The organism is Methylobacterium carpenticola (genome assembly GCF_042748905.1).
Taxonomy (GTDB): Bacteria; Pseudomonadota; Alphaproteobacteria; order Rhizobiales; family Beijerinckiaceae; genus Methylobacterium; species Methylobacterium carpenticola.
In genome coordinates, this window is sequence record NZ_JBHZEO010000001.1 from 487523 (window position 1) to 509559 (window position 22037).

Annotated in this window: 20 protein-coding genes; 14 read left to right on the plus strand and 6 right to left on the minus strand. The window is 70.6% G+C overall.

Going from position 1 to position 22037, the window contains the following annotated elements:
- Nucleotides 1-114: 114 nt before the first annotated feature.
- Nucleotides 115-1887 carry an ATP-binding response regulator gene (locus ACE101_RS02325; protein WP_379125928.1) on the minus strand — a complete coding sequence of 591 codons (1773 nt, stop codon included), beginning with the start codon at nt 1885-1887 and terminating at the stop codon, nt 115-117.
- A gap of 292 nt (nt 1888-2179) precedes the next feature.
- Between ACE101_RS02325 and ACE101_RS02330 the strand changes: the two genes are divergently transcribed.
- Together ACE101_RS02330 and ACE101_RS02335 are read left to right on the plus strand one after the other, a co-directional pair.
- The gene (locus ACE101_RS02330; RefSeq protein ID WP_379125929.1) at nt 2180-2416 is read left to right on the plus strand and encodes a hypothetical protein; all 237 of its coding nucleotides are present in this window, start codon (nt 2180-2182) and stop codon (nt 2414-2416) included.
- A gap of 425 nt (nt 2417-2841) precedes the next feature.
- On the plus strand, nt 2842-3561 hold the full coding sequence (locus ACE101_RS02335) for a response regulator (protein ID WP_379125930.1): 720 nt from the start codon (nt 2842-2844) through the stop codon (nt 3559-3561).
- Nucleotides 3562-3820: 259 nt separating this feature from the next.
- Here the strand turns inward: ACE101_RS02335 and ACE101_RS02340 are convergent, their stop codons facing one another.
- Entirely contained in the window at nt 3821-5203 is a 1383-nt protein-coding gene (locus ACE101_RS02340; RefSeq protein ID WP_379125931.1) for a class II 3-deoxy-7-phosphoheptulonate synthase, read from the minus strand.
- A gap of 534 nt (nt 5204-5737) precedes the next feature.
- On the opposite strand from ACE101_RS02340, the gene ACE101_RS02345 reads away from it, so the two are divergent.
- Complete coding sequence (locus ACE101_RS02345; protein WP_379125932.1) at nt 5738-6148, plus strand: hypothetical protein; 411 nt, start codon at nt 5738-5740, stop codon at nt 6146-6148.
- 6 nt (nt 6149-6154) lie between these two features.
- Here the strand turns inward: ACE101_RS02345 and msrQ are convergent, their stop codons facing one another.
- Nucleotides 6155-7033, minus strand: coding sequence for a protein-methionine-sulfoxide reductase heme-binding subunit MsrQ (gene msrQ, locus ACE101_RS02350; protein ID WP_379125933.1), 879 nt, complete (start codon nt 7031-7033; stop codon nt 6155-6157).
- A 138-nt stretch (nt 7034-7171) separates the two neighbouring features.
- Between msrQ and ACE101_RS02355 the strand changes: the two genes are divergently transcribed.
- The 10 genes from ACE101_RS02355 to ACE101_RS02400 all read left to right on the plus strand — a co-directional run bounded on the left by ACE101_RS02355 (nt 7172) and on the right by ACE101_RS02400 (nt 17719).
- Nucleotides 7172-7489, plus strand: a complete 318-nt coding sequence (locus tag ACE101_RS02355) for a hypothetical protein (protein ID WP_379125934.1) — start codon at nt 7172-7174, stop codon at nt 7487-7489.
- Between the two features lie 42 nt (nt 7490-7531).
- The gene (locus tag ACE101_RS02360; protein WP_379125935.1) at nt 7532-7813 is read left to right on the plus strand and encodes a Uma2 family endonuclease; all 282 of its coding nucleotides are present in this window, start codon (nt 7532-7534) and stop codon (nt 7811-7813) included.
- A gap of 113 nt (nt 7814-7926) precedes the next feature.
- The gene (locus ACE101_RS02365) at nt 7927-8922 is read left to right on the plus strand and encodes an adenosine kinase (RefSeq protein ID WP_379125936.1); all 996 of its coding nucleotides are present in this window, start codon (nt 7927-7929) and stop codon (nt 8920-8922) included.
- A 15-nt stretch (nt 8923-8937) separates the two neighbouring features.
- Nucleotides 8938-9780 carry a sn-glycerol-3-phosphate ABC transporter permease UgpE gene (gene ugpE, locus ACE101_RS02370; protein ID WP_379125937.1) on the plus strand — a complete coding sequence of 281 codons (843 nt, stop codon included), beginning with the start codon at nt 8938-8940 and terminating at the stop codon, nt 9778-9780.
- A 20-nt stretch (nt 9781-9800) separates the two neighbouring features.
- Nucleotides 9801-10874 carry an ABC transporter ATP-binding protein gene (locus ACE101_RS02375; RefSeq protein ID WP_379125938.1) on the plus strand — a complete coding sequence of 358 codons (1074 nt, stop codon included), beginning with the start codon at nt 9801-9803 and terminating at the stop codon, nt 10872-10874.
- Nucleotides 10875-11003: 129 nt separating this feature from the next.
- Complete coding sequence (locus ACE101_RS02380; protein ID WP_379125939.1) at nt 11004-12176, plus strand: CaiB/BaiF CoA transferase family protein; 1173 nt, start codon at nt 11004-11006, stop codon at nt 12174-12176.
- Between the two features lie 29 nt (nt 12177-12205).
- Entirely contained in the window at nt 12206-13882 is a 1677-nt protein-coding gene (locus ACE101_RS02385) for a thiamine pyrophosphate-binding protein (RefSeq protein WP_379125940.1), read from the plus strand.
- Nucleotides 13883-14122: 240 nt separating this feature from the next.
- Nucleotides 14123-15448 carry a sn-glycerol-3-phosphate ABC transporter substrate-binding protein UgpB gene (ugpB, locus tag ACE101_RS02390; protein ID WP_379125941.1) on the plus strand — a complete coding sequence of 442 codons (1326 nt, stop codon included), beginning with the start codon at nt 14123-14125 and terminating at the stop codon, nt 15446-15448.
- A 5-nt stretch (nt 15449-15453) separates the two neighbouring features.
- Nucleotides 15454-16338 carry a sn-glycerol-3-phosphate ABC transporter permease UgpA gene (gene ugpA, locus ACE101_RS02395; protein ID WP_379125942.1) on the plus strand — a complete coding sequence of 295 codons (885 nt, stop codon included), beginning with the start codon at nt 15454-15456 and terminating at the stop codon, nt 16336-16338.
- A gap of 139 nt (nt 16339-16477) precedes the next feature.
- Nucleotides 16478-17719 carry an acyl-CoA dehydrogenase gene (locus ACE101_RS02400; RefSeq protein ID WP_379125943.1) on the plus strand — a complete coding sequence of 414 codons (1242 nt, stop codon included), beginning with the start codon at nt 16478-16480 and terminating at the stop codon, nt 17717-17719.
- Between the two features lie 422 nt (nt 17720-18141).
- Here the strand turns inward: ACE101_RS02400 and ACE101_RS02405 are convergent, their stop codons facing one another.
- Genes ACE101_RS02405 through hemE form a run of 3 tightly spaced genes read right to left on the minus strand, consistent with a single transcriptional unit; the run spans nt 18142 to nt 20544 of the window.
- Nucleotides 18142-18999, minus strand: a complete 858-nt coding sequence (locus tag ACE101_RS02405; RefSeq protein WP_379125944.1) for an alpha/beta fold hydrolase — start codon at nt 18997-18999, stop codon at nt 18142-18144.
- 13 nt (nt 19000-19012) lie between these two features.
- Complete coding sequence (gene hemJ / locus ACE101_RS02410) at nt 19013-19438, minus strand: protoporphyrinogen oxidase HemJ (protein WP_379125945.1); 426 nt, start codon at nt 19436-19438, stop codon at nt 19013-19015.
- A 23-nt stretch (nt 19439-19461) separates the two neighbouring features.
- Nucleotides 19462-20544, minus strand: coding sequence for a uroporphyrinogen decarboxylase (gene hemE, locus ACE101_RS02415; RefSeq protein WP_379125946.1), 1083 nt, complete (start codon nt 20542-20544; stop codon nt 19462-19464).
- A gap of 551 nt (nt 20545-21095) precedes the next feature.
- On the opposite strand from hemE, the gene ACE101_RS02420 reads away from it, so the two are divergent.
- A complete protein-coding gene (locus tag ACE101_RS02420) occupies nt 21096-21926 on the plus strand; it encodes a pyruvate, water dikinase regulatory protein (protein WP_379125947.1) in 831 nt (276 codons plus the stop codon).
- Nucleotides 21927-22037: the final 111 nt, after the last annotated feature.

Here is a 22037-nt window from a genome sequence, read left to right on the forward strand (position 1 = left end):
GCCCCGATTCGTCCGGCCCGGCGGAAACCGGGAGCATAAGCGGGCATTTGCGGCCAGATTGCGTGTGGACCCGCCTTGATTGCGTTCGCGCGCATGTGCACGCGCGATGCAATTTCAGGCGAGCTCCACGGCGATGACGGGCAGGCGGATCGCGAAGGTGGAGCCGGGCTCGGGCGCGTGGCTCTCCGCGATGGCCCGGCCCCCGTGCAATTCGGCGATGCGCTTGACGATCGAGAGACCCAGGCCGGTCGATCCCTCGCCGCCGGTGGGCTTGGCCGAGAGCCGCTGGAAGCGCCCGAACAGCCGGGCCGTGTCCTCCGGCGACAGGCCGGGCCCGAAATCGCGCACCGCGTAGATCACGTCCTCGCCCTCGCGCCCGACCGTGACGACGATCTCGGCGCCGGCCGGGCTGTACTTGATGGCGTTGGAGATCAGGTTGTCCATGGCCTCGCGCAGGCGCTCGCCGTCGCCGCAGATGAACAGGCTCTCGGGGATCGCCGAGACGAGGCGCTGCGCCTTGGTCTCGGCCAGCGGCGCGTTGGCCCCGGACACCTCGCGGGCAAGCGCGGCGAAATCCACCGGCTCGCGCCGCAGGGTGATGTCGAGGGCGTCGTTCATCGCGTCGGCGATGAGGCTCTCGATCATGGCGGTGAGGCGCCGGGCCGAGTCGCGGATGGAGCCGACCTGCGCGCGCATGGCCTCGACCGGCTGGGGCAGGGTGCCGATCATGTCGCCGAGCATCTCGGCGCGGCCGAGGATCACCGCGAGGGGGTTCTTGAGGTCGTGGGCGACCGTGCCGAGGATCTCGGTCTTGAGCTGGTTGGCCCGGCGCAGGTCCGAGCGCTGGAGGGCGAGGCGGCGGTTCGCCCGCATCAGCTCGGCGGTGCGCTCCACCACCCGCTGCTCCAGCCCGACATTGGCCCGCTGCAGCTGCTCGTACAGGATGACGTTGTCGAAGGCGATCGACAGGCGCGAGGTGAACAGCGCGATCAGCGCCCGGTCCGTCTCCGAGAGGGAGCGGTCGGCCTTGAGCAGGGCCACGATCTCGCTGCCGCTCGCCGTGTGGACGTAGAGGGTGGACCAGCGGTCGCCGAACATGTGGCGCCGCTCCGCGAAGGCCCGGCCCACGATGGTGCGGACATCCTCGTCGAGGGGCAGCGCCGCGCCCGGTGGCCCGGCCGTGCCGGGGGCGACGAGGTGCTGGTAGCAGCCCGACCCCGCGAGCACGCAGAGGCTCTCGTCGAGGCCCGCCTTCTCCCGCAGCACCAGGATGCCCTCGCAGGCGACGTTGAGGAGCGAGGCGACCTGCGTCAGCACCCCTTCGGCGAGGCGCTGCATCGACTGGTAGTCGAGCAGCATCGGCGCGGCGTCGATGATGATCTCCAGGCCCCGCCGCGTCTCCTCCAGGCGCTTGAGCTGCTGGTAGGCCCGCAGGGCCGCGGTCAGGCTGGTGAACAGCTTGTCGGCGGTGAGTTCGGTCTTCGCCTTGTAGTCGTTGATGTCGTAATCGACGATGACCCGGCGCTCCGGCGCCTGCCCCGGCTGCCCGGTGCGCAGGATGATGCGCACGGTCTCGTCGCGCAATTCGCGGCGGATGTAGTCGACGAGGCGCAGGCCCGCATCCTCGGTCTCCATCACCACGTCGAGGAGGATCACCGCGACCTCGCCCGCCCGGTCGGCGAGCAGCGCGCGCGCCTCCGCGGCGGAATGGGCGGAGAGGATGTCGAGCCGCGCCCCGTCGAGGGCGTAGCCCGCGAGCGCGAAGCGGGTGCCCTCATGCACCGCGGGATCGTCGTCCACCACCACCACCGGCCACGTGACCGACGCGGCCTCGCCCGGTGCCGCCTCGTCGTCCGGCGCCAGGATCAAGATGTCGTCGTCGCTCATCGGTCCGCCCGCATCGTTCCTCAAGTCGTGGGCCGGCATCCTGACCGGGCGAGGCCCACGGAACAAGCTCGTCCGGAGTCCGGAAGCGGCCGGCGCTCCTGGAATGTGCGGCCTGATCCGGCCCGGACTTCGCTCCGCAGGATCGCGGCGGCCCGCGCGGCCGGAGCCGCGCGGGATGTGCGGCACAGCACAGCAGAACCGGGCGATCCGGGACGCAATCCGCGCGCAACAGGTCCGGTCTCGATCGCGGCTCTTCCGTCGCGAGGTGGCGGACGAACCAGGGAGAGCGGCCATGCTCTGCACGACCCAGTCAGGTCTCGAGGCCCGCGCCCCGGCCCCGGATGCGGAACCCTGGCGCGCGGATCTGGAGGCCCTGCGCCGCCTGCTGCAGGATTCGCGGCCCGCGGAGCCGAGCCGCGCCCAGATCGCGGACCTGATCGAGGACGAGGCCCCGGGCGCCCTGCCGCGGCGGGCCCGCGAGCGGATCGCCGAGCGGCTCGCGGCGACGCTGCGCCGACGCCTCGCCTGAGCCCGTCCGGGCGGTCGGCGGACCGATTCGGTCTCGGAGACGACCGTTGCGGCCGTCCCGTTCCTGCAAAATCGATGAGCGCGGTGTGAAATCGCTTCTGTTCACGCCGGTGCGTCTCATACGGTTTCCGGATGATCGCTTCGCGATGCGGAAACCGGCCTCGCTCAGGCGCCGCGCGGGCTCGTGATACGGTTTCCGAAAGTGATCGTCCGGAAACCGTATCAGAACGCTTATCCCGCCGCCTGCGGTGGATTGTGTTGTCCATCCGGCTCACGGTCCACAAGACAGATCCTGATCCCAGCATGGACGCGGGCGCGGTTCGGCGCCATTGTGGTGCGCGATCCCTTATCCCGTGCGTGTCCCTCGGTGGTGATCCCAACCGCTCTCCGCGTCCTGCCGCATCGCAATCCGCCGAGGTCCGCGCCGTGAGTGCCGGAGCGCAGCGGATCTGCGTCGTCGACGACGAGCCCGAGGCCCGGGCGATGGTGGGCGACTACCTGCGCATGCACGGCTTCGAGGTGGAGCTGTGCGACGGCGGTCCGGCCCTGCGGCGGCTGATCGCCCAGCGCATGCCCGATCTCATCGTGCTCGACCTCAACATGCCGGATGAGGACGGGCTGTCGATCGTGCGCGACCTCAAGGCGCGCAGCACCGTGCCGATCATCATGCTCACCGCCACGGCGAGCCCGATCGACCGCGTCGTCGGGCTCGAACTCGGCGCCGACGACTACCTGCCCAAGCCCTGCGAGCTGCGGGAACTCGTGGCCCGGGTCCGCTCCGTGCTGCGCCGCGCCGCGCAGGCGCGGGCGCCGGAGCCAGCCGCCGGCGAGAGCGGCGGGGTGCGGTTCGGCCGCATGATCGTGGATGTCGAGACCCTGCGCCTGCGCGACGAGAGCGGCGCCGAGCAGATCCTGACCCGCTCGGAATTCGCCCTGCTCAAGGCCTTCCTCGACAACCCGAAGCGGGTGATGAGCCGCGAGCGCCTGCTCGACCTCGCGGATGCCCGCGACCCGGACGCCTTCGACCGGGCGATCGACGTGCGCATCAACCGGATCCGCAAGAAGATCGAGCCCGATCCGGCCAATCCGCGCTTCATCAAGACCGTGCGCGGCCTCGGCTACGTCTTCCGCCCCGAAGGGGACTGAGCGCCTCGGCAGATTGCCCGCAGGCCCATCGTGGAACTCCAGTCTCCGCCCGCCGTTCCTCCGTCAATCTCGGACCCTGAAACGGAGGAGACGACGGTGCTGAAAGGTGGGCTTCTGTGGCTGATCGGTATTCCTCTGCCGATTATCCTGATTCTGTTTTTCCTCGGCTATCTGCACTGAGGATCGGCGACGGAGGATGGCGTAAAAAAGGGCCGGGAGCACAGTCCCGGCCCGATGATCGGCGTCCCGACGAGGCCGCCTACTCGGCGGCCTCGATCCGCGGCCGCTCCTGGTCCTTGCGCTCGCGCTTGACGAGGTCGGCGGTGAGGAACGCCACCTCCAGCGCCTGCTCGGCGTTGAGGCGCGGGTCGCAGTAGGTGTGATAGCGGTCCTGCAGGTCCTCGGCGGTCAGCGCCCGCGCGCCGCCCGTGCATTCCGTGACGTTCTTGCCCGTCATCTCCAGGTGGATGCCGCCCGCATAGGTGCCCTCCGCCCGGTGGACGTCGAAGAAGCCCTGGATCTCCTTCATCACCCGCTCGAAGGGCCGCGTCTTGTAGCCGCTCGCCGTGATGGTGTTGCCGTGCATCGGATCGCACGACCACACCACCTTGCGGCCCTCGCGCTCCACCGCCCGGATCAGGCCCGGCAGGTGGTCGCCCACCTTGTCGGCGCCGAAGCGGCAGATGAGGGTGAGGCGCCCCGCCTCGTTCTCCGGGTTGAGGAGATCGACCAGGCGGATGAGATCGTCCGCCTTCAGCGACGGCCCGCATTTGAGCCCGACCGGGTTCCTGACGCCCCGGGCATACTCGATATGGGCGTGGTCCGCCTGCCGCGTGCGGTCGCCGATCCACAGCATGTGGCCGGAAGTGGCGTACCAGTCGCCGCTCGTCGAATCGACCCGGGTCAGCGCCTGCTCGTAGCCGAGCAGCAGCGCCTCGTGGCTCGTGTAGAAGTCGGTCTGGCGCACCTCCTGGTGCACTTCCGGGTTGATGCCGATCGCCCGCATGAAGTCGAGGGTCTCGGTCATGCGCTGGGCCAGATCCTCGTAGGCCGAGGATTGGGGCGAATCCTTCACGAAGCCCAGCATCCAGCGATGGGCGTTCTCCAGGTTGGCGTAGCCGCCGGTCGCGAAGGCGCGCAGCAGGTTCAGCGTCGCGGCCGACTGGCGATAGGCCTCGAGCTGGCGCCTCGGATCCGGGATGCGGTCCTCCGCCGAGAAGCCGATGCCGTTGACGATGTCGCCCCGGTAGCTCGGCAGGGCGACGCCGTTCACCGTCTCGGTGGGCGAGGAGCGCGGCTTGGCGAACTGGCCCGCGATGCGCCCGACCTTCACCACGGGCGAGCCGCCCGCGAAGGTCAGCACCAGCGCCATCTGCAGGAAGACGCGGAAGAAATCGCGGATGTTGTCGGCCGAATGCTCGTCGAAGCTCTCGGCGCAGTCGCCGCCCTGGAGCAGGAAGGCCTCGCCCGCCGCCACCTTGGCGAGACTCTTCTTCAGCTTGCGGGCCTCACCTGCAAAAACAAGGGGCGGAAAGCTCGCGAGCTGACGTTCGACCGCCTCCAGCGCCGCCACATCCGGATATTCGGGCACTTGCTGAATCGGCAGCCGCCGCCAGCTCGAAGGGGTCCAGCGCTCGCTCATTGGTCTCTCCTGCACACCTCTCCTGAAGGCTCTCGGGTGGGCCCTGGGGATTCGGGAGCAGCGCTTATAGGGCGGTTGCCGGCAAGAAGCGAGCCGCCGCTTTGGGTGAAGTCCCGGCCGCGGGCCCGGTTGCATGCGGAAGGGACGGCGGACCCGCCGCCCGCAAGGATCCGTCCGGATCGACGCAGCGGCAGCGCGCCCCGGTCGCGCAAGCGCCGCTGTAGCGCACGGCCACGCTCTCCCCGCGACGCGCCCACGACAGGCAGAACCGTGACATCAGAGCGCCTGGCGAGCGCGGTATAGCCTCGCTTGGGTCTGACAAATTCCAACAACACTGTCGAATTGCCTGTGATGAGATCGGGCCATTGCGCATATCTTTTGTTAGTGGTCAATCAACCTCGACAAAACCAGTCAACTGAGGATTGTAAACATTTGTAAATGATATGTTCACACATTGTTCATCTTGCAACGGGTCGGCGAAGCAGCAAGCATTGCAGATGAGCACGCTGTTCTGACCGGCTGATCGAGGACCACATGCGTCTGCGCACCGGAGATACGCTGCATCTGACATTGTCTGGTGCAGGCAATAGGGCAGTTGTCAGCCTCAATACATATGCGGTGACGCAACCTGCCCTTGCGGAAGCCCCGTTCAGCGAGGATGGATTTACTTTCGATGCAACACGTTGGCTGCATATCGGGCGTAATGTCCTGTCCGTCGTACTGCTCGGCCCCATTGGTACGGTGCCGTTCCGACTCCTGATCGAGCAGAGCGGCATGCCATCCTGGACCCTCGACGAGGGCGAATTCCTGCCGCTTGCGACGCCGTGGCGGCTCTGGACTTACGGCATCGAAGTGATCGACCGCGGCGTACCCGTGACGGCCGACCATCACGGGTTCGTTCCCGGGTTCCTGCGCCGGGGCGACCGGCCACGCACGAGCGCGTGACGGACCTTACTCGGACACGGCCGAGGGCCGCAACGCCCCCGGGGCAGGACGGGCCGCGATCGGTCCCCGCGTCCGGCGCCCGCGCAGGAGGCTGAGCGGCACCGTCAGGGCCACGATGCCGAACACCCACCAGGCTGGGCGCAGGTCGTAGGACAGATCGAGATTGGCCGCGAGCACGGCCTCCGCCGGAACGCCGGTCGCCAGAGCGTACCATGCCGCCTCCAGCGCCGCGGTGGCGAGCCCCGACGCCAGGGCGAGGCCCGCCAGGGTGAGGGCGTTGGTGGGGACGGCCCGGTGATGCATCAGGCGCCAGCCCATCAGGGCGAGGAACAGCCCGCTCCAGAAGACCGGCTTCGAGACGTCGATCTTCGATTGCAGGAAGTAATGCAGGAGGGCGAGGACGCCGATGCCGTAGACGAGGCGGTGCAGCCGGGTCCAGCGCTGCCCGAGCCGGCGGATCATGCGGTCCGTCGAGGTGGCCCCGAGCACGGCGAGCCCGACGAGGGCGGTGAAGCCGATCGTCAGGTAGATCCGCAGCGCGATCTCGCTCGCCACGCGCGGGAGGTCGAACTTCAGGTCGGCCGCGTAGAGGACGAGGTGGATCACCGCGTAGGCGAGGGCGGCGAGGCCGAGCATCCGCCGCACCAGGATCAGCTTCGGCCAGTCGCCGATGCGCCGCAGGGGCGTGACGGCGAGGGAGGCGATCAGGAAATAGACCGTCCAATCGCCCATCGCGTGCAGGAAGGCGGTGAGCGGCTTCGGCCCGAGCCGGTCGAGCCCGTAGGCGGCCGCGTCGACGAGGCCGGGGCCGAGCACCGCCAGGAAGGTCGCGAGCTTGAGCCAGGACAGGCGGCCGGCACGGTCGAGCCAGGGGAGGGCGAGCATCGGGAAGCGGCACCACGGTGGGGAGACGGGACGTGGACGGGTTTCGCCGCAGATAGGCGCCGGGTTACGCTCCTGCCGCGCCCCGGTTCCACACGATGGCGTGAGGCCGAGCCCGGCCCGCCCTGCGAGGAGACACCTTTGCACGCGTTCGACGTCCGGCCCGTCATCCTCCTGCTCGCCCTCGCCGCTCCGGCGCGGGCCGCCTGCCCGGTGCCGGTGCCGCCGCCCGTGAGCGAGAAGCCCGAGAAGCCGGCGCTGCCGGAGAAGCCGGCCTGCCTGGACGCCAAGGGCGGCTGCCCCGGCTTCGAGGCCTACACCTTCAACGACGCGGTGAAGGCCTATAACGGCAGGCTCCCGGCCTACCGGGCCGGCGCGGAGGCCTATGCGGGCAAGCTCAAGGCCTATGTCGATGCGAGCGTCGCCTACGCGAATTGCGAGATGAAGTCGCTGCAATAGGACGGTCGTGCTGAGGTCGGCCTGCCCGAGTGACGCATCCGGGTGCGCCTCGATCCGGACGTCGTGGAAGTGCCGGGTCCCGCCGTGGTGGTCGAGATCCTGTCTCCCGGAACCCGGCGCACGGATCTCGTCGACAAGCTGGTCGGCGATTTCGAGGTGCCGGGCGTGATGCAGTACCTGAGCGTCGACGCAGGACGCGCCCTCGTCCTGCATCACCGGCGGGGCGAGGGGGTCATCGAGACCCGCATCTGCCCGGAGGGTGTTCTGCGCCTCGATCCGCCCGGGCTCACCCTCGCGGTGGCGGATCTCCTCGCCGAACCCTGACACCGGGCGATCGCGGTCCGGCCCCCTCGCCCCGGAGCGGATTCGCCGCGCAGCTTGACCCTGCCCGCTCCGGATGCGAGAGGCGCGGCCAGAACACTCGCCCGAGTTGCCGCATGACCGCTCCCCTCGACCTCCTCGTCCTCGGCAACGCGATCGTGGACATCATCGCCCGCACCGACGAGGCCTTCCTGGTCCGCGAGGCGGTGCACAAGGGCGCGATGCAGCTCATCGACGAGGCGCGGGCCGAGCACCTCTTCGCCGTCATGGGCCCCGCCACCATCGTGTCGGGCGGCTCGGGAGCGAACACCGCGGTCGGCGCCGCGCAGCTCGGCGCACGCACGGGTTTCATCGGCAAGGTGCGGGACGACGAGCTCGGCCGGCTGTTCCGCCACGACCTCACGGCCACCGGCGTGCGGTTCGACGTCGCGCCGGCCGGCGAGGGACCGGCCACCGCCCGCTGCTTCGTCCTGGTGACGCCGGACGGCGAGCGCACCATGAACACCTATCTGGGCGCCTGCCAGGGCCTCACGGCGGCGGATGTGGACGAGGCGACCGCGGGCAGCGCCCGCTTCGTCTATCTCGAAGGCTACTTGTGGGATCCGCCGGCCGCCAAGGAGGCCTTCCGCAAGGCGGCGCAGGTCGCCCACCGGGCCGGCAACAAGGTGGCGCTCACCCTCTCGGACGCGTTCTGCGTCGACCGCTACCGCGAGGAGTTCCTGGGGCTGATCCGCGACGGCAGCCTCGACATCCTCTTCGCCAACATCCACGAGTTGAAGAGCCTCTACCAGACCGCGGATGCCGAGACGGCGCTCTCGGCCCTGCGCGCGGAGAACGGCCTTCTCGGCGTGGTCACCCGCTCGGGGGACGGCGCCCTCGTGGTCACCCGCGGCGAGACCCGCGCGGTGCCGGCCGCACCGATCGGCGACCTCGTCGACACGACGGGGGCGGGCGATCTCTTCGCGGCGGGCTTCCTCGCGGGCCTCGCCCGCGACCTCGACCACGCGGATTGCGCGCGGCTCGGCGCCATCGCGGCGGCCGAGGTGATCCAGCACATCGGCGCCCGGCCCCAGGCCGACCTGAAGGCGCTGGCCGCCCAGGCCGGACTCTGAGGGGAGGCCGGGGCGATGGTCGAGAACCGCCGCTTCGGCAACCTGATCCCGCACCTCGTCCTGTGGATCGGGGTCGGGATCGTGGCGTTCCCGGTCTACCTCGCCTTCGTCGCCTCGACGCATGACGGCGCGACCGTGGCGAACGGCCAGATGCCGCTCTGGCCGGGCGTCCACGCGCTCGAGAACTACCGCCGGGCGCTGACCGAATCCGGCCTCGCGGGCGCGCCGGTCGCCACCATGCTCCTCAACAGCCTGATCACCGCGCTCGCCATCGCGGGCGGCAAGATCGCGATCTCGCTCCTGTCGGCCTACGCGCTGATCTACTTCCGCTTCCCGCTCCGGCAGACGGCCTTCTGGGCGATCTTCGTCACCCTGATGCTGCCCGTCGAGGTGCGCATCTTCCCGACCTACAAGGTCGCGGCCGACCTGCACCTGCTCGATTCCTATGCGGGCCTCGCCCTGCCGCTGATCGCCTCGGCCACCGCGACGCTGCTCTACCGCCAGTTCTTCCTCATGGTGCCGAACGAGCTGGTGGAGGCCTCGCGCATCGACGGGGCGGGGCCGGTGCGGTTCTTCTTCGACACCCTGCTGCCGCTCTCGCGCACCACCACGGCGGCGCTCTTCGTCATCCTGTTCATCTACGGCTGGAACCAGTACCTCTGGCCGATCCTGGTCACGACCCGGGACGACATGCAGACCGTGGTGATCGGCCTGCGCAAGATGACCACGATCACCGACCAGCTCACCGAGTGGCAGGTGGTGATGGCCACCGCGATGCTCGCCATGCTGCCCCCGGTCTTCGTGGTGGTGGCGATGCAGAAGCTGTTCGTGCGCGGTCTCGTCGAGACCGAGAAGTAGCCTCCTCACGGGGAATCACCATGGCGCGCCTCGTCCTCGATCAGGTGGGCAAGACCTATGCGGGCGGCGTCGCCGCGGTGCGCGGCGTCTCCCTCGACGTGCCGGACGGCGCCTTCTGCGTGCTCGTCGGCCCCTCGGGCTGCGGCAAGTCCACGGTCCTGCGGATGATCGCGGGGCTGGAGACCATCACGGCGGGCGCCATCAGCATCGGCGAGCGGGTGGTGAACACGGTCGAACCGGCCGAGCGGGACATCGCCATGGTGTTCCAGAACTACGCGCTCTATCCGCACATGCGGATCTACGACAATCTCGCCTACGGGTTGCGCAACCGCGGCACGCCCAAGCCCGAGATCGAGACCCGGGTGCGCGAGGCGGCGCGCATGCTCGGCCTCGACACCTTCCTCGACCGCTATCCGCGCCAGCTCTCGGGCGGGCAGCGCCAGCGCGTCGCCATGGGGCGGGCGATCGTGCGCAAGCCCCAGGTCTTCCTGTTCGACGAGCCGCTCTCGAACCTCGACGCCAAGCTCCGGGTTCAGATGCGGGTCGAGATCCGCCGCCTCCAGCGCCAGCTCGGGGTGACGACGGTCTACGTCACGCACGATCAAGTGGAGGCCATGACCATGGCCGACCGGCTGGTGGTGATGAACGGGGGCCTGATCGAGCAGGTCGGCACGCCGATCGAGATCTACCGCCGCCCCGCGACCCGCTACGTCGCGACCTTCATGGGCTCGCCGCCGATGAACATCCTGCCGGCGGAGGTGGTGGAGGGCGGCGTGCGCGTCGCCGGGCGGACCTGTCCGGCCGTGCTGCCCGGCCTCGCGTCCGGCGCCGCGGTGGAGGTCGGCCTGCGCCCCGAAGCCCTGCGGATCGCCCCGGAGGGCCTGCCCTTCACGGTCGCCTTCGCGGAGGAACTGGGCGCGACCCGCCTGCTGCACGGATCGCTCGGCGGGGCCGAGGTGGTGGTGCAGGTGCCGGCCGGGGCCGAGCCGGCCGAGGGCGCGACCGTCGCCCTCGCCTTCGACCCGGCGGAGATCCACGTCTTCGACCGGGAGAGCGGGCGCCGGATCGGCGAGGGGCCGGCGAGCTTATCCTGACCGGGCCCGGCGCGAACCCCGTCGCCGAAGCGGATGAGGGCTTCGGCCCGGGAAGGCCTTGCGGGATGTCGGCGCCGCGGCGAGGCTGTTAGAACGGACGAGGTCCCAGTCGCGTACGAGGCTCACCCCGTGCACAAGCCGCTCGCGGGCATCAAGGTGCTCGAACTCGCCCGCATCCTCGCCGGTCCCTGGATCGGGCAGCTCCTGGCGGATCTCGGGGCCGACGTCGTCAAGGTCGAACGGCCGGGCGCCGGGGACGACACCCGCTCCTGGGGACCGCCCTTCGTGGAGGCGGCGGAGGGCGGCACCCTCTCGGCCTCCTATTTCCACTCGGCGAACCGGGGCAAGCGCTCGGTGGCGGCGGATTTCGAGACCGAGGAGGGCCGCGCCGTGGTGCGGCGGCTCGCCGCTCATGCCGACGTGATGATCGAGAACTTCAAGGTCGGCGGCCTGAGGAAGTACGGGCTCGACCACGAGAGCCTGCGGGCGCTCAACCCGCGCCTGATCACCTGCTCGGTGACGGGCTTCGGCCAGGACGGCCCCTACGCGCCGCGGGCGGGCTACGACTTCATGATCCAGGGCCTCGGCGGGATCATGTCGCTCACCGGCGAGCCCGCGGGCGAGCCGGTCAAGACTGCGGTCGCCTTCGCGGACGTGTTCACGGGGGTCTACGGCACGGTGGCGATCCTCGCCGCCCTCCAGGGCCGCCACGCGACGGGGCGGGGCTGCCACATCGACATGGCGCTCCTCGACACGCAGGTCTCGGTGCTCGGCAACCAAGCGCTGGTCTACCTCGTCTCGGGGCTGCTGCCGCCCCGGATGGGCAACGAGCACACCAGCATCGTGCCCTATCAGGTCTTCCCGGCGGCGGACGGCCACATCATCGTCGCCTGCGGCAATGACGGGCAGTTCGAGAAGTTCTGCGGGGTGCTCGGCACCGAGTGGCACCGCGATCCGGCCTACGCCACCAATCCGGGCCGGGTGACGAACCGCGCCGTGCTGATCCCGCTCATCGCCGCGCAGACGTGCCGCCACCCCAAGGCCGACCTCCTCGCGAGGCTCACCGCCGTCAACGTGCCGGTCGGCCCGATCAACGACCTCGCGGAGGTGTTCTCCGATCCGCAGGTGCTGCACCGGGGCCTGCGGGTCGACCTGCCGGAGCCCCGCGCCAAGGGCGGCAGCGTGCCGAGCGTGCGCTCGCCCATCGTCATCGATGGCGTGCCGATGGTGGCCGAGCGGGCCTCCCCGCAGGTCGGGGATCACACGGACAGCGTGCTGAGCGACCCGGCCTGGGGCGGGTGAGCGCATTCGGAAGAGACCGGAGAACCATGATGGCGGACCCGACCCCCCGCACCGGCGGACAGATCCTCGTCGACCAATTGATGCGGCACGGCGCGCGCGACGTGTTCTGCGTGCCGGGCGAGAGCTACCTCGCGGTGCTGGACGCGCTGCACGACGCGGATGTGCGCCTCACCGTCTGCCGGCAGGAGGGCGGGGCCGCCATGATGGCGGAGGCCGCCGGCAAGCTCACCGGCCGGCCGGGGATCTGCTTCGTCACCCGCGGCCCCGGCGCCATGAACGCGGCGCCCGGCCTGCACGTGGCGCGCCAGGATTCGACGCCGCTGATCCTGTTCGTCGGCCAGGTGGAGCGGGGCGCCCGCGAGCGCGAGGCCTTCCAGGAACTCGACTACCGGGCGGTGTTCGGCACGGTGGCGAAGTGGGTGACCGAGGTCGAGGATCCCGCCCGCCTGCCCGAACTCGTCTCGCGGGCCTTCCACGTCGCCACGGCGGGCCGGCCCGGCCCGGTGGTGGTGGCCCTGCCGGAGGACGTGCTGACCGAGACTGCGAGGGTCGCCGATGCGCCTCCCTTCGCGCCGGTCGAGACCCATCCGGCCCTCGCGCAGATGGTGGCGCTCCAGAAGCTGCTCGCCGAGGCCGAGCGGCCCCTGGCGATCCTCGGCGGCAGCCGCTGGACGGCCGGGGCGGTGCGCCGCTTCGCCCGCTTCGCCGAACTCCTGTCGCTGCCGGTGGCCTGCTCCTTCCGCCGCCAGGGCCTGTTTCCGGCCGATCACCCCTCCTACGCGGGCGATCTCGGGCTCGGCGTCAACCCGAAGCTGCTCGCCCGCATCAAGGACTCCGACCTCCTCCTCCTGATCGGCGGGCGGCTCTCGGAGATCCCCTCGCAGGGCTACACGCTCCTCGACATTCCCGGGCCGCGCCAGCGCCTCGTCCACGTCCATCCGGATCCGGAGGAACTCGGCCGGGTCTACGCGCCCCATCTCCCCATCAACGCGACGCCGGCCAGCTTCGCGGCGGCGATCGAGACCGTGCAGCCGCCGGCCGCCCTGCCCTGGGCGGAGGGCACCGCCACGGCCCATGCCGATTACGGCACCTGGAGCGATCCCACCCGCATCGCCACCCCGGGCGACCTCCAGATGGGCGGCGTGATGGCCCATCTGCGCGCGGTGCTGCCGGCCGACGCCATCGTCTGCAACGGGGCCGGCAACTTCGCGACCTGGGTCCACCGCTTCTGGCCCTTCCGGGCCTTCGACGGGCAGCTCGCCCCGACCTCGGGCTCGATGGGCTACGGCATCCCGGCGGCGGTGGCGGCCAAGCGGCTCCTGCCGGAGCGCGTGGTGGTCGCCGTGTCGGGCGACGGCGACTTCCTGATGAACGGGCAGGACTTCGCCACCGCCGTGCAGTACGACCTGCCGATCTTGGTGATCCTCGTCGACAACGGCATGTACGGCACGATCCGGATGCACCAGGAGCGCGAATATCCGGGCCGCGTCTCCGGCACGAGCCTGCGCAACCCCGACTTCGCCGCCTACGCGACCGCCTTCGGCGGCTACGGCGAGCGCGTGACCCGCACCGAGGATTTCCCGGCGGCCCTCGCCCGCGCCCGCGCCTCGGGCAAGCCCGCGATCCTGCACTGCCCGATCGACCCCGAAGCCATCACCCCGACGACGACGCTGACCGCTTTGCGGGAGCGGGGCCGCCCGGCCTGATCGCCGGCCGACGGGGCCGCGGGAACGCCTCGCCTGCGCGGGACGGGTTCCCGCGCCTGAGAGCCTGCCCGACCGACCGTCCGGTTCACGTCCGCTCCCGGTCATCGGCTCAGGCGACGCTTGCCCAACGCGCGCAGCCATGCTTTTGCAACCTAAACGCGTCGCGCGGACGATGTCCGTCATCGGACTGAGACAGAACCGCCCCATCAGGGCCCGCGGCACAGGAGGAGACGAGGCGCCATGGCCTTGACCAGCATCGTACGCACCACGCTCGCGGCCGCTCTCGGCATCGCCGCGGCGGGGCCCGCCCTCGCGGTCACCGAGTTGCAATGGTGGCACGCCATGGTGGGCGCCAACAACGAAGCGGTCATGAAGCTCGCCGAGGAGTTCAACGCCTCGCAGAGCGAGTACAAGGTCGTCCCGGCCTACAAGGGCACCTATCCGGAGACCCTGAACGCGGGCATCGCGGCCTTCCGGGCCGGCACGGCGCCGCACATCATTCAGGTCTTCGAGGTCGGCACCGCCACCATGATGGCGGCCAAGGGCGCGGTGAAGCCCGTCTACCAGCTCATGAAGGAGGTCGGGCAGCCCTTCGACCCGAACGCCTACCTGTCGGCGATCACGGGCTACTACTCGACGGCCAAGGGAGAGATGCTCTCCTTCCCCTTCAACTCCTCCTCCATGGTGATGTGGGTCAACCGCGACGCCCTGAAGAAGGCCGGCCTCGACCCGAACGCGCCGCCCAAGACCTGGCCCGCGGTCTTCGAGGCCGCCAAGGCCCTCAAGGCCGCCGGCTACACCACCTGCGGCGTCTCCAACACCTGGGTGACCTGGGCGCATCTGGAGCAGCTCTCGGCCTGGCACAACGTGCCGCTCGCCACCAAGGCGAACGGGCTCGACGGGTTCGACACCACCCTGGAGATCAACGGGCCATTGCAGGTCAAGCATCTGGCGAACCTCGCCGAGATGCAGAAGGAGAAGCTCTACGATTACTCGGGCCGCTACGACAACGGCTTCGGGCGCTTCACCTCGGGCGAGTGCCCGCTCTTCCTCGGCTCGTCCGGCTCCTACGGCAACGTGCGCGGCAACGCCAAGTTCGACTGGGCCGCCGCCCCGATGCCCTATTATCCGGACGTCGCCGGCGCTCCGCAGAACAGCATCATCGGCGGCGCCTCGCTCTGGGTGATGGGCGGCAAGTCGGCCGAGGAATACAAGGGCGTCGCCAAGTTCTTCGCCTTCCTGTCGGACACCGAGCGCCAGGCGCGCATCCACCAGACCACCGGCTACCTGCCGATCACCCGGGCGGCCTACGAGAAGTCGAAGGCGGACGGCTGGTACGACAAGAACCCGGCCCTCGAAGTGCCGATCAAGGAGCTGACCAACAAGCCGCCGACCGAGAATTCCCGCGGCCTGCGCCTCGGCAACATGCCGCAGATGCGCGACGTCTGGGCCGAGGAGATCGAGGCGGCGCTCGCCGGCAAGAAGACCGCCAAGCAGGCCCTCGACGAGGCCGCGGCCCGCGGCAACGCGATGCTGCGCCAGTTCGAGAAGCAGGCGGGCCGCTGACGCCCGTGGGAACCGATCGCGTCACCTTCCGGGGCTGGCTGCTGCCGCTCCTCCTGCTCGTGCCGCAGCTCGCCACGGTGGCGCTGTTCTTCTACTGGCCGGCCGCCCAGGCGGTCGGCCAGTCCTTCCTGGCGCAGGACGCCTTCGGGCTCGCCACCGAGTTCGTCGGGCTGGAGAATTACCGCGGCCTGTTCGCGGACCCGGCCTATTACCAGGCGCTCGGCGTCACCGCCGTCTTCTCGGCGGCGGTGGCGAGCCTGTCGCTCGGCCTCGCGCTGCTCTTCGCCGCCATGGCCGACCGGGAGCTGCGCGGCGCGGGCCTCTACCGCACCCTGCTGATCTGGCCCTACGCGGTGGCGCCGGCAGTCGCGGGCGTGCTGTTCGGCTTCCTGTTCCAGCCCTCCCTCGGCATCGTCGCCCGGGCCCTGCGCGACCTCGGCATCGCCTGGAACCCGCTCCTCGACGGCAACGACGCCCTGGTGCTGGTGGTGCTCGCCGCCGCCTGGAAGCAGATCTCCTACAACTTCCTGTTCTTCCTCGCGGGGCTGCAGGCGATCCCGCGCAGCGTGATCGAGGCGGCGGCGATCGACGGGGCGCGGCCGGTGCGGCGGTTCTGGACCATCGTCTTCCCGCTCCTGTCGCCCACCACCTTCTTCCTCCTCGTCGTCAACGTGGTCTACGCCTTCTGCGAGACGTTCGGGACCATCGACGTGCTCACCCATGGCGGGCCCGGCCGCGCCACCCAGACCCTGGTCTACAAGGTCTATCAGGACGGGCGCACGGGCGCGGATCTCGGATCCTCGGCGGCGCAATCCGTGGTGCTGATGGCGCTCGTGATCGGGCTCACGGCGATCCAGTTCCGCTACGTGGAGCGCAAGGTCGCCTACTGAGCGGCGGACCTCCCGCGAGGGGCCACGGCCGCGGAATTCTCATGCGAGGTTTGCGAAACGGAGTTTCGCGGCTTGGCGCTGCCGCCGGGATCGCGCTACACCTCTGGCCCTCTGTCCGCCCCCTCGCGAGGAGCCCCGCATGAATGCCGCGTCCGCCGCCCCCCAGACGACCCTGAGCGCGGCCAAGCCGCATGACGGCAGCCGTGGCGCCTTCCGGTGGGACGATCCGCTGCTGCTGGAGGATCAGCTCACCGACGAGGAGCGGCTGATCCGCGACACGGCCCGCAGCTTCGCGCAGGAGCGCCTGCTGCCCGGCATCGTCGAGGCCTATGCGGAGGAGAAGACCGACCGCTCCCTGTTCAACGCCATGGGCGAACTCGGCCTGCTCGGCGTGACGCTGCCGGAGGAGTACGGCTGCGCGGGGGCGTCTTACGTCGCCTACGGCCTCGTCGCCCGCGAGGTGGAGCGGGTCGATTCCGGCTACCGCTCGATGATGAGCGTGCAATCCTCGCTCGTCATGTACCCGATCTACGCCTACGGCGACGAGGCGCAGCGCAAGACCTACCTGCCCAAGCTCGCGAGCGGCGAGTTCGTCGGCTGCTTCGGCCTCACCGAGCCCGATGCCGGCTCGGACCCCGCCGGCATGAAGACGCGGGCCGAGAAGATCGACGGCGGCTATCGCCTGTCGGGGGCCAAGACCTGGATCTCGAACGCGCCGATCGCGGACGTCTTCGTGGTCTGGGCGAAGTCGCCGGCCCACGACAACCAGATCCGGGGCTTCATCCTGGAGAAGGGGATGAAGGGCCTCTCGGCGCCCAAGATCAAGGGCAAGCTGTCCCTGCGGGCCTCGGTGACGGGCGAGATCGTGATGGACGGCGTCGAGGTGCCGGAGAGCGCGCTCCTGCCGAACGTCTCGGGCCTCAAGGGCCCGTTCGGCTGCCTCAACCGGGCGCGCTACGGCATCTCCTGGGGGGCGATGGGTGCGGCGGAGGATTGCTGGCACCGCGCCCGGCAATACACCCTCGACCGCGTCCAGTTCGGCCGGCCGCTGGCCCAGACCCAGCTCGTGCAGAAGAAGCTCGCCGACATGCAGACCGAGATCGCGCTCGGGCTCCAGGCGAGCCTGCGCGTCGGCCGGCTGTTCGACGAGGGCCGCATGGCGCCCGAGATGATCTCGCTCGTCAAGCGCAACAATTGCGGCAAGGCGCTCGACATCGCCCGCACCGCCCGCGACATGCACGGCGGCAACGGCATCATGGGCGAGTACCACGTGATGCGTCACGCCCAGAACCTCGAGACGGTGAACACCTACGAGGGCACCCACGACGTGCACGCGCTGATCCTCGGCCGCGCGCAGACCGGGTTGCAGGCCTTCTTCTGAGGAACCCGCAGGCCGGATTGTCTCGCGGCAGGCCGTCGCATGGGCGGGGCGGCCCGACTCCGGGTACGGGCCCATCCATGCCCGAACTCATCGTGATGCTCACCGCTGCAGCCGGTGCCCTGGCGGTCGTCGCCGCCATGCACCCGCGCCTGGAACGCCTCTGGCTCCGCCGGGTGCGCTGATTCAGGGCCGGCGGCCGGATCGATCCGGCCGCCGCTCCGTTTCCGGGCCCGCAACGGGCCCGACCGGCTTCCCACGCGTCGAGAGCTGCGGTGCCGCGCGGTGCATCCATCCGCCGCTCTGGCGCGGGAAACCCGTCATACGGTTTCCGGATGATCGCTTCGCGATGCGGAAACCGGCCTCGCTCAGGCGCCGCGCGGGCTCGTGATACGGTTTCCGAAAGTGATCCTCCGGAAACCGTATCACTCCGCCAGGATCGCCGCCGCGACGGCGTCCGGATGCTCCTCGTGCGGCGCGAGCGCCCCGGGGACCTCGCGCGCATCGACGCGTCCGCCGGCGATGAGCGCGTCCATCTCGGCGGCGGAGCGGCGCGGGGCACCGGCGGGGCGCAGCACCCGCACGGGCGGGATCCCGTCGGCGAACAGGGCGAGGAAATCCGCGCGGGTCTCGACCGGGTCGAGGGCCCCCGTGACGAAGGCGGCGGTGCCGAACCGGGCTCCGGTCTGCTGGGCCACCCGCCGCTTGGCGGCGAGGAGCGCGGGTGTGACCCGGGCCGGATCCGCATAGACGTGGGCGCGCATCATCCGGCCGATCACCGGGGTGCTCAGGTTCACCCGGTAGAGGAGGTGGCCGAGGCCGGGCATCTCCACCGCCCGGCGCAGGCGGGCGTAGAGCGGGCGCCGCTCCGGTCCCATGGCGGTGGGCAGCGGCCCCCGCCAGGTCGGGGCGACGAGGGCGAGGCGCCCGAAGGCGCCGGGATGCCGCCGCGCCGCCGCGACGAGGTAGGGCGCCGCGTGGCCCGCCGCGATCCCGAGCGCGTAGGGGCCCGGCAGGGCGGCGAGCAGCGCGTCGAGGACGGCGTGGAGCGCGGCGGGCGAGAGCGGCAGCCGCGCCCGCGTCTCGGCGCCGAAGCCCGGCCAGTCCGGGATCAGGCAGCGGAAGCGGGGCGCGAGCCGCTCGGCGAGGGCGTGCATCTCCTCCCGGGTCGAGATCGAGGACAGGGCCGGCAGCAGCAGCGCGTCCGGCCCCGTGCCGATCACGTCGCAGCCGATCGAGACCGTGCGGTCGGGCAGGGCGAGGGCGAGGCGGCGCGTCTCCATGGCTCGGCGGTCCTCAGAACGGCTTCACGATCACCAGGATCACGACGAGGATCATCAGGAGCGTCGGCACCTCGTTGATCACCCGGTAGAAGGTCGGCGAGCGGGTGTTGCGGTCGGCCGCGAAATCCTTGACGAGGCGCGAGAACCAGCCGTGCAGGCCGCTCAGGGCGAGGACGAGGGCGAACTTCGCGTGCAGCCAGCCCTGGGTGTAGGCACCGCTCATCCAGGCGAGGGCGAGGCCGAGCACCCAGGTGGCGATCATGGCGGGCGTCATGATCGCCTTGGCGAGGCGCCGCTCCATCACCTTGAAGGTCTCGCCCTGGGCCGAGCCGGCGGGCAGGGCGGCGTGATAGACGAAGAGCCGCGGCAGGTAGAGCATCGCGGCCATCCAGGCGATGATCGCAACGACGTGGCCGGCCTTGATCCAGAGATAGAGCATCGGGGTCCCGGGGAGAGGGGGCGTCAGCGGCGCAGGCGCGCCAGCATCCGCTCGACATGGGGGATCGGCGTCTCCGGCGTGATGCCGTGGCCGAGGTTGAAGATGTGGGGCAGGCCCGCCGTGGCGGCCAGGATCGCGTCCACCGCCGCGTCGAGTTCGGCCCCGCCCGCGATCAGCGTCCGGGGATGCAGGTTGCCCTGGGTGACCGCGTTCCCCGGCAGCCGCCCGCGCAGGGCGGCGAGGTCCACGTCCCAATCGACGCCGATCGCGTCGGCACCCGTCTCGGCGAGCGCCCGGGCGTGCCCGTCGAGGCCCGTGCCGCGCGGGAACACGATGATGCGGGCCCCCGGCACCCGGGCCCGGATGCCCGCCACGATGCGGGCGATGGGCCCGAGGCTCCAGCGGGCGAGGGCATCGCCCGCCTCGCCCGCGGGCAGGGCCGGCAGGGTGCCGCCGTGGCTCTCGAAGATCTGGACCGCGTCGGCTCCCGCCTCGAACTGGCGCACCAGATAGGCGATCGAGACCGCGACCAGCCGGTCGATCAGCGCGGTGACGAGGGCGGGCTCGCGCGCGGCGAGGTCCCGGGCCGGGGCGAGATCCGGCGTGCCGCGCCCGCCGATCATGTAGCTCGCCACCGTCCAGGGCGCGCCGCAGAAGCCGAGCAGCGTCGTCTCCCGCGGCAGCGCCGCGCGCAGGCGGCTCACCGTCTCGAAGACCGGGGCGAGATGCTCCATCACCCGGGCGTCGCCCTCCTCGCGCAGGGCCGCGAAGGCCGCCCGGCCGTCGAGGGCATCGAGGCGCGGCCCCTCGCCCTCGACGAAGCGCACGCCCTGGCCGAGGGCGTGGGGCACGACGAGGATGTCGGAGAACAGGATCGCCGCCTCGAAGCCGAAGCGCCGGATCGGCTGCAGCGTGACCTCGGTGGCGAAGTCCGGCGTGTAGCAGAGGTCGAGGAAGGAGCCGGCCTTCGCCCGCAGCTCCCGGTATTCCGGCAGGTAGCGGCCGGCCTGCCGCATCATCCAGGCGGGTGGGGGCGACAGGGCCTCGCCACCCAGCACCCGCAGGACGGGCCGGGCCGCCTGCGCGCCGGTCTCGCTCTCGCCCATCACGCTCGCCTCTCTTCGCTGAAGCCTCGATCTGCCCCGTATGACGGCAGAGCCCGGCCGATGCCAGCCCGGCGCGTCGTCGCTCTCGTGCGCGGCGCTTCCGCATCCTCCCCCGCCGAGCCCTTGCCGCCTCCGAAGCCCTGACACGCGATCCACGGCGGAGCCCTTCAAAGAAAGAGAGATAAGACTCTTAGAGTCTGATTCTTTTTCTAGACCCCCGAATCCCGAGGGATTCGCGGCGTCCACAGACCGTCCCCACGGCCACGGCGTTAAGAGGCCTTTAACGGATTGCCTCTAGTTTCGAGGGATCGCGAGAGTCGCGAGGAGCTTGCCCACGATGGCGAGCGGGAATCGCGATCCGCGTCCCGGATTCTCCCACGGCCGGCTGTCGGCCCCGGGTCGGATTGTGGCCTGTTGACGGCGGAGTCGACAATCCGCGCGGGTCCTCGCCTGGACCGGGCGCGACGGGCGGATTATCCACATTCATCGACTCCCGGGCGGCCAGCGGTGGACAATCCGCGGCGGGGCGTCGGCCCGTCCGGGGAGGGATTGTGGTCCGCAGCTATTTCCACCTTCATCTCGTCTCGGATTCGACGGGCGAGACCCTGATCAATGTCGGCCGCGCGGCGGCGGCGCAGTACGAGGGCGTCTCGGCGATCGAGCACGTCTATCCGCTGGTGCGCTCCGCGGCCCAGCTCGAGCGGGTGATCAACGAGATCGAGCAGGCGCCCGGCATCGTCCTCTACACGCTGGTCGGCCAGGACCTCACCGAGCGGCTGGAAGAGGCCTGCCGGGCCACCGGCTCGCCCTACCTGTCGGTGCTGCAGCCGGTGCACGGCCTGCTGCAATCCTATCTCGGCGCGCATTCGACCGCCCGGCCGGGCGCGCAGCACATGCTGAACGCCGAGTACTTCAAGCGCATCGACGCGATGAACTTCACGCTCGCCCACGACGACGGCAACCTGCCGCTCGATTTCGACGAGGCGGACGTGATCCTGCTCGGCGTCAGCCGCTCGTCGAAGACGCCGACCTCGATCTACCTCGCCAACCGGGGTCTCAAGACCGCCAACATCCCGCTGGTGCCCGGCATGCCGCTGCCGCCGGGGCTGGAACAGGTGCGCAAGCCCCTGGTCGTCGGCCTGATCGCCTCGCCGGAGCGGATCGTGCAGATCCGCCAGAACCGCATCCTCAGCCTGAAGGCGGACGATTCCACCGCCTACGTCGACAAGGACGCGGTGGCCAACGAGGTCGCGGCCTCGCGCCGGCTCTTCGCCAAGCACCGCTGGCCGGTGATCGACGTGACGCGCCGCTCCATCGAGGAGACGGCGGCCGCCATCGTCGAGCTGCACCGCGAGCACCGGCTCAAGTTCATCGCGGATTGAGAGCCGTCGAACAGGCTCCGAGGATCTCCTCAATCCCGTCCGGGGCGGCGGAAGGCCGCTCGCCTTCGTTCGACCTCGTCCCGGATCGCGCAGCCTTCGGCGTGATCGTTG

What these genes read in the sequence shown, in the direction of transcription:
- ACE101_RS02325 (WP_379125928.1), bottom strand. Translation starts at nt 1,887, where the DNA reads ATGAGCGACGACGACATCTTGATCCTGGCGCCGGACGACGAGGCGGCA.
- ACE101_RS02330 (WP_379125929.1), top strand. Translation starts at nt 2,180, where the DNA reads ATGCTCTGCACGACCCAGTCAGGTCTCGAGGCCCGCGCCCCGGCCCCG.
- ACE101_RS02340 (WP_379125931.1), bottom strand. Translation starts at nt 5,203, where the DNA reads ATGAGCGAGCGCTGGACCCCTTCGAGCTGGCGGCGGCTGCCGATTCAG.
- ACE101_RS02345 (WP_379125932.1), top strand. Translation starts at nt 5,738, where the DNA reads ATGCGTCTGCGCACCGGAGATACGCTGCATCTGACATTGTCTGGTGCA.
- msrQ (WP_379125933.1), bottom strand. Translation starts at nt 7,033, where the DNA reads ATGCTCGCCCTCCCCTGGCTCGACCGTGCCGGCCGCCTGTCCTGGCTC.
- ACE101_RS02365 (WP_379125936.1), top strand. Translation starts at nt 7,927, where the DNA reads ATGACCGCTCCCCTCGACCTCCTCGTCCTCGGCAACGCGATCGTGGAC.
- ugpE (WP_379125937.1), top strand. Translation starts at nt 8,938, where the DNA reads ATGGTCGAGAACCGCCGCTTCGGCAACCTGATCCCGCACCTCGTCCTG.
- ACE101_RS02375 (WP_379125938.1), top strand. Translation starts at nt 9,801, where the DNA reads ATGGCGCGCCTCGTCCTCGATCAGGTGGGCAAGACCTATGCGGGCGGC.
- ACE101_RS02385 (WP_379125940.1), top strand. Translation starts at nt 12,206, where the DNA reads ATGGCGGACCCGACCCCCCGCACCGGCGGACAGATCCTCGTCGACCAA.
- ugpB (WP_379125941.1), top strand. Translation starts at nt 14,123, where the DNA reads ATGGCCTTGACCAGCATCGTACGCACCACGCTCGCGGCCGCTCTCGGC.
- ACE101_RS02400 (WP_379125943.1), top strand. Translation starts at nt 16,478, where the DNA reads ATGAATGCCGCGTCCGCCGCCCCCCAGACGACCCTGAGCGCGGCCAAG.
- ACE101_RS02405 (WP_379125944.1), bottom strand. Translation starts at nt 18,999, where the DNA reads ATGGAGACGCGCCGCCTCGCCCTCGCCCTGCCCGACCGCACGGTCTCG.
- hemJ (WP_379125945.1), bottom strand. Translation starts at nt 19,438, where the DNA reads ATGCTCTATCTCTGGATCAAGGCCGGCCACGTCGTTGCGATCATCGCC.
- hemE (WP_379125946.1), bottom strand. Translation starts at nt 20,544, where the DNA reads ATGGGCGAGAGCGAGACCGGCGCGCAGGCGGCCCGGCCCGTCCTGCGG.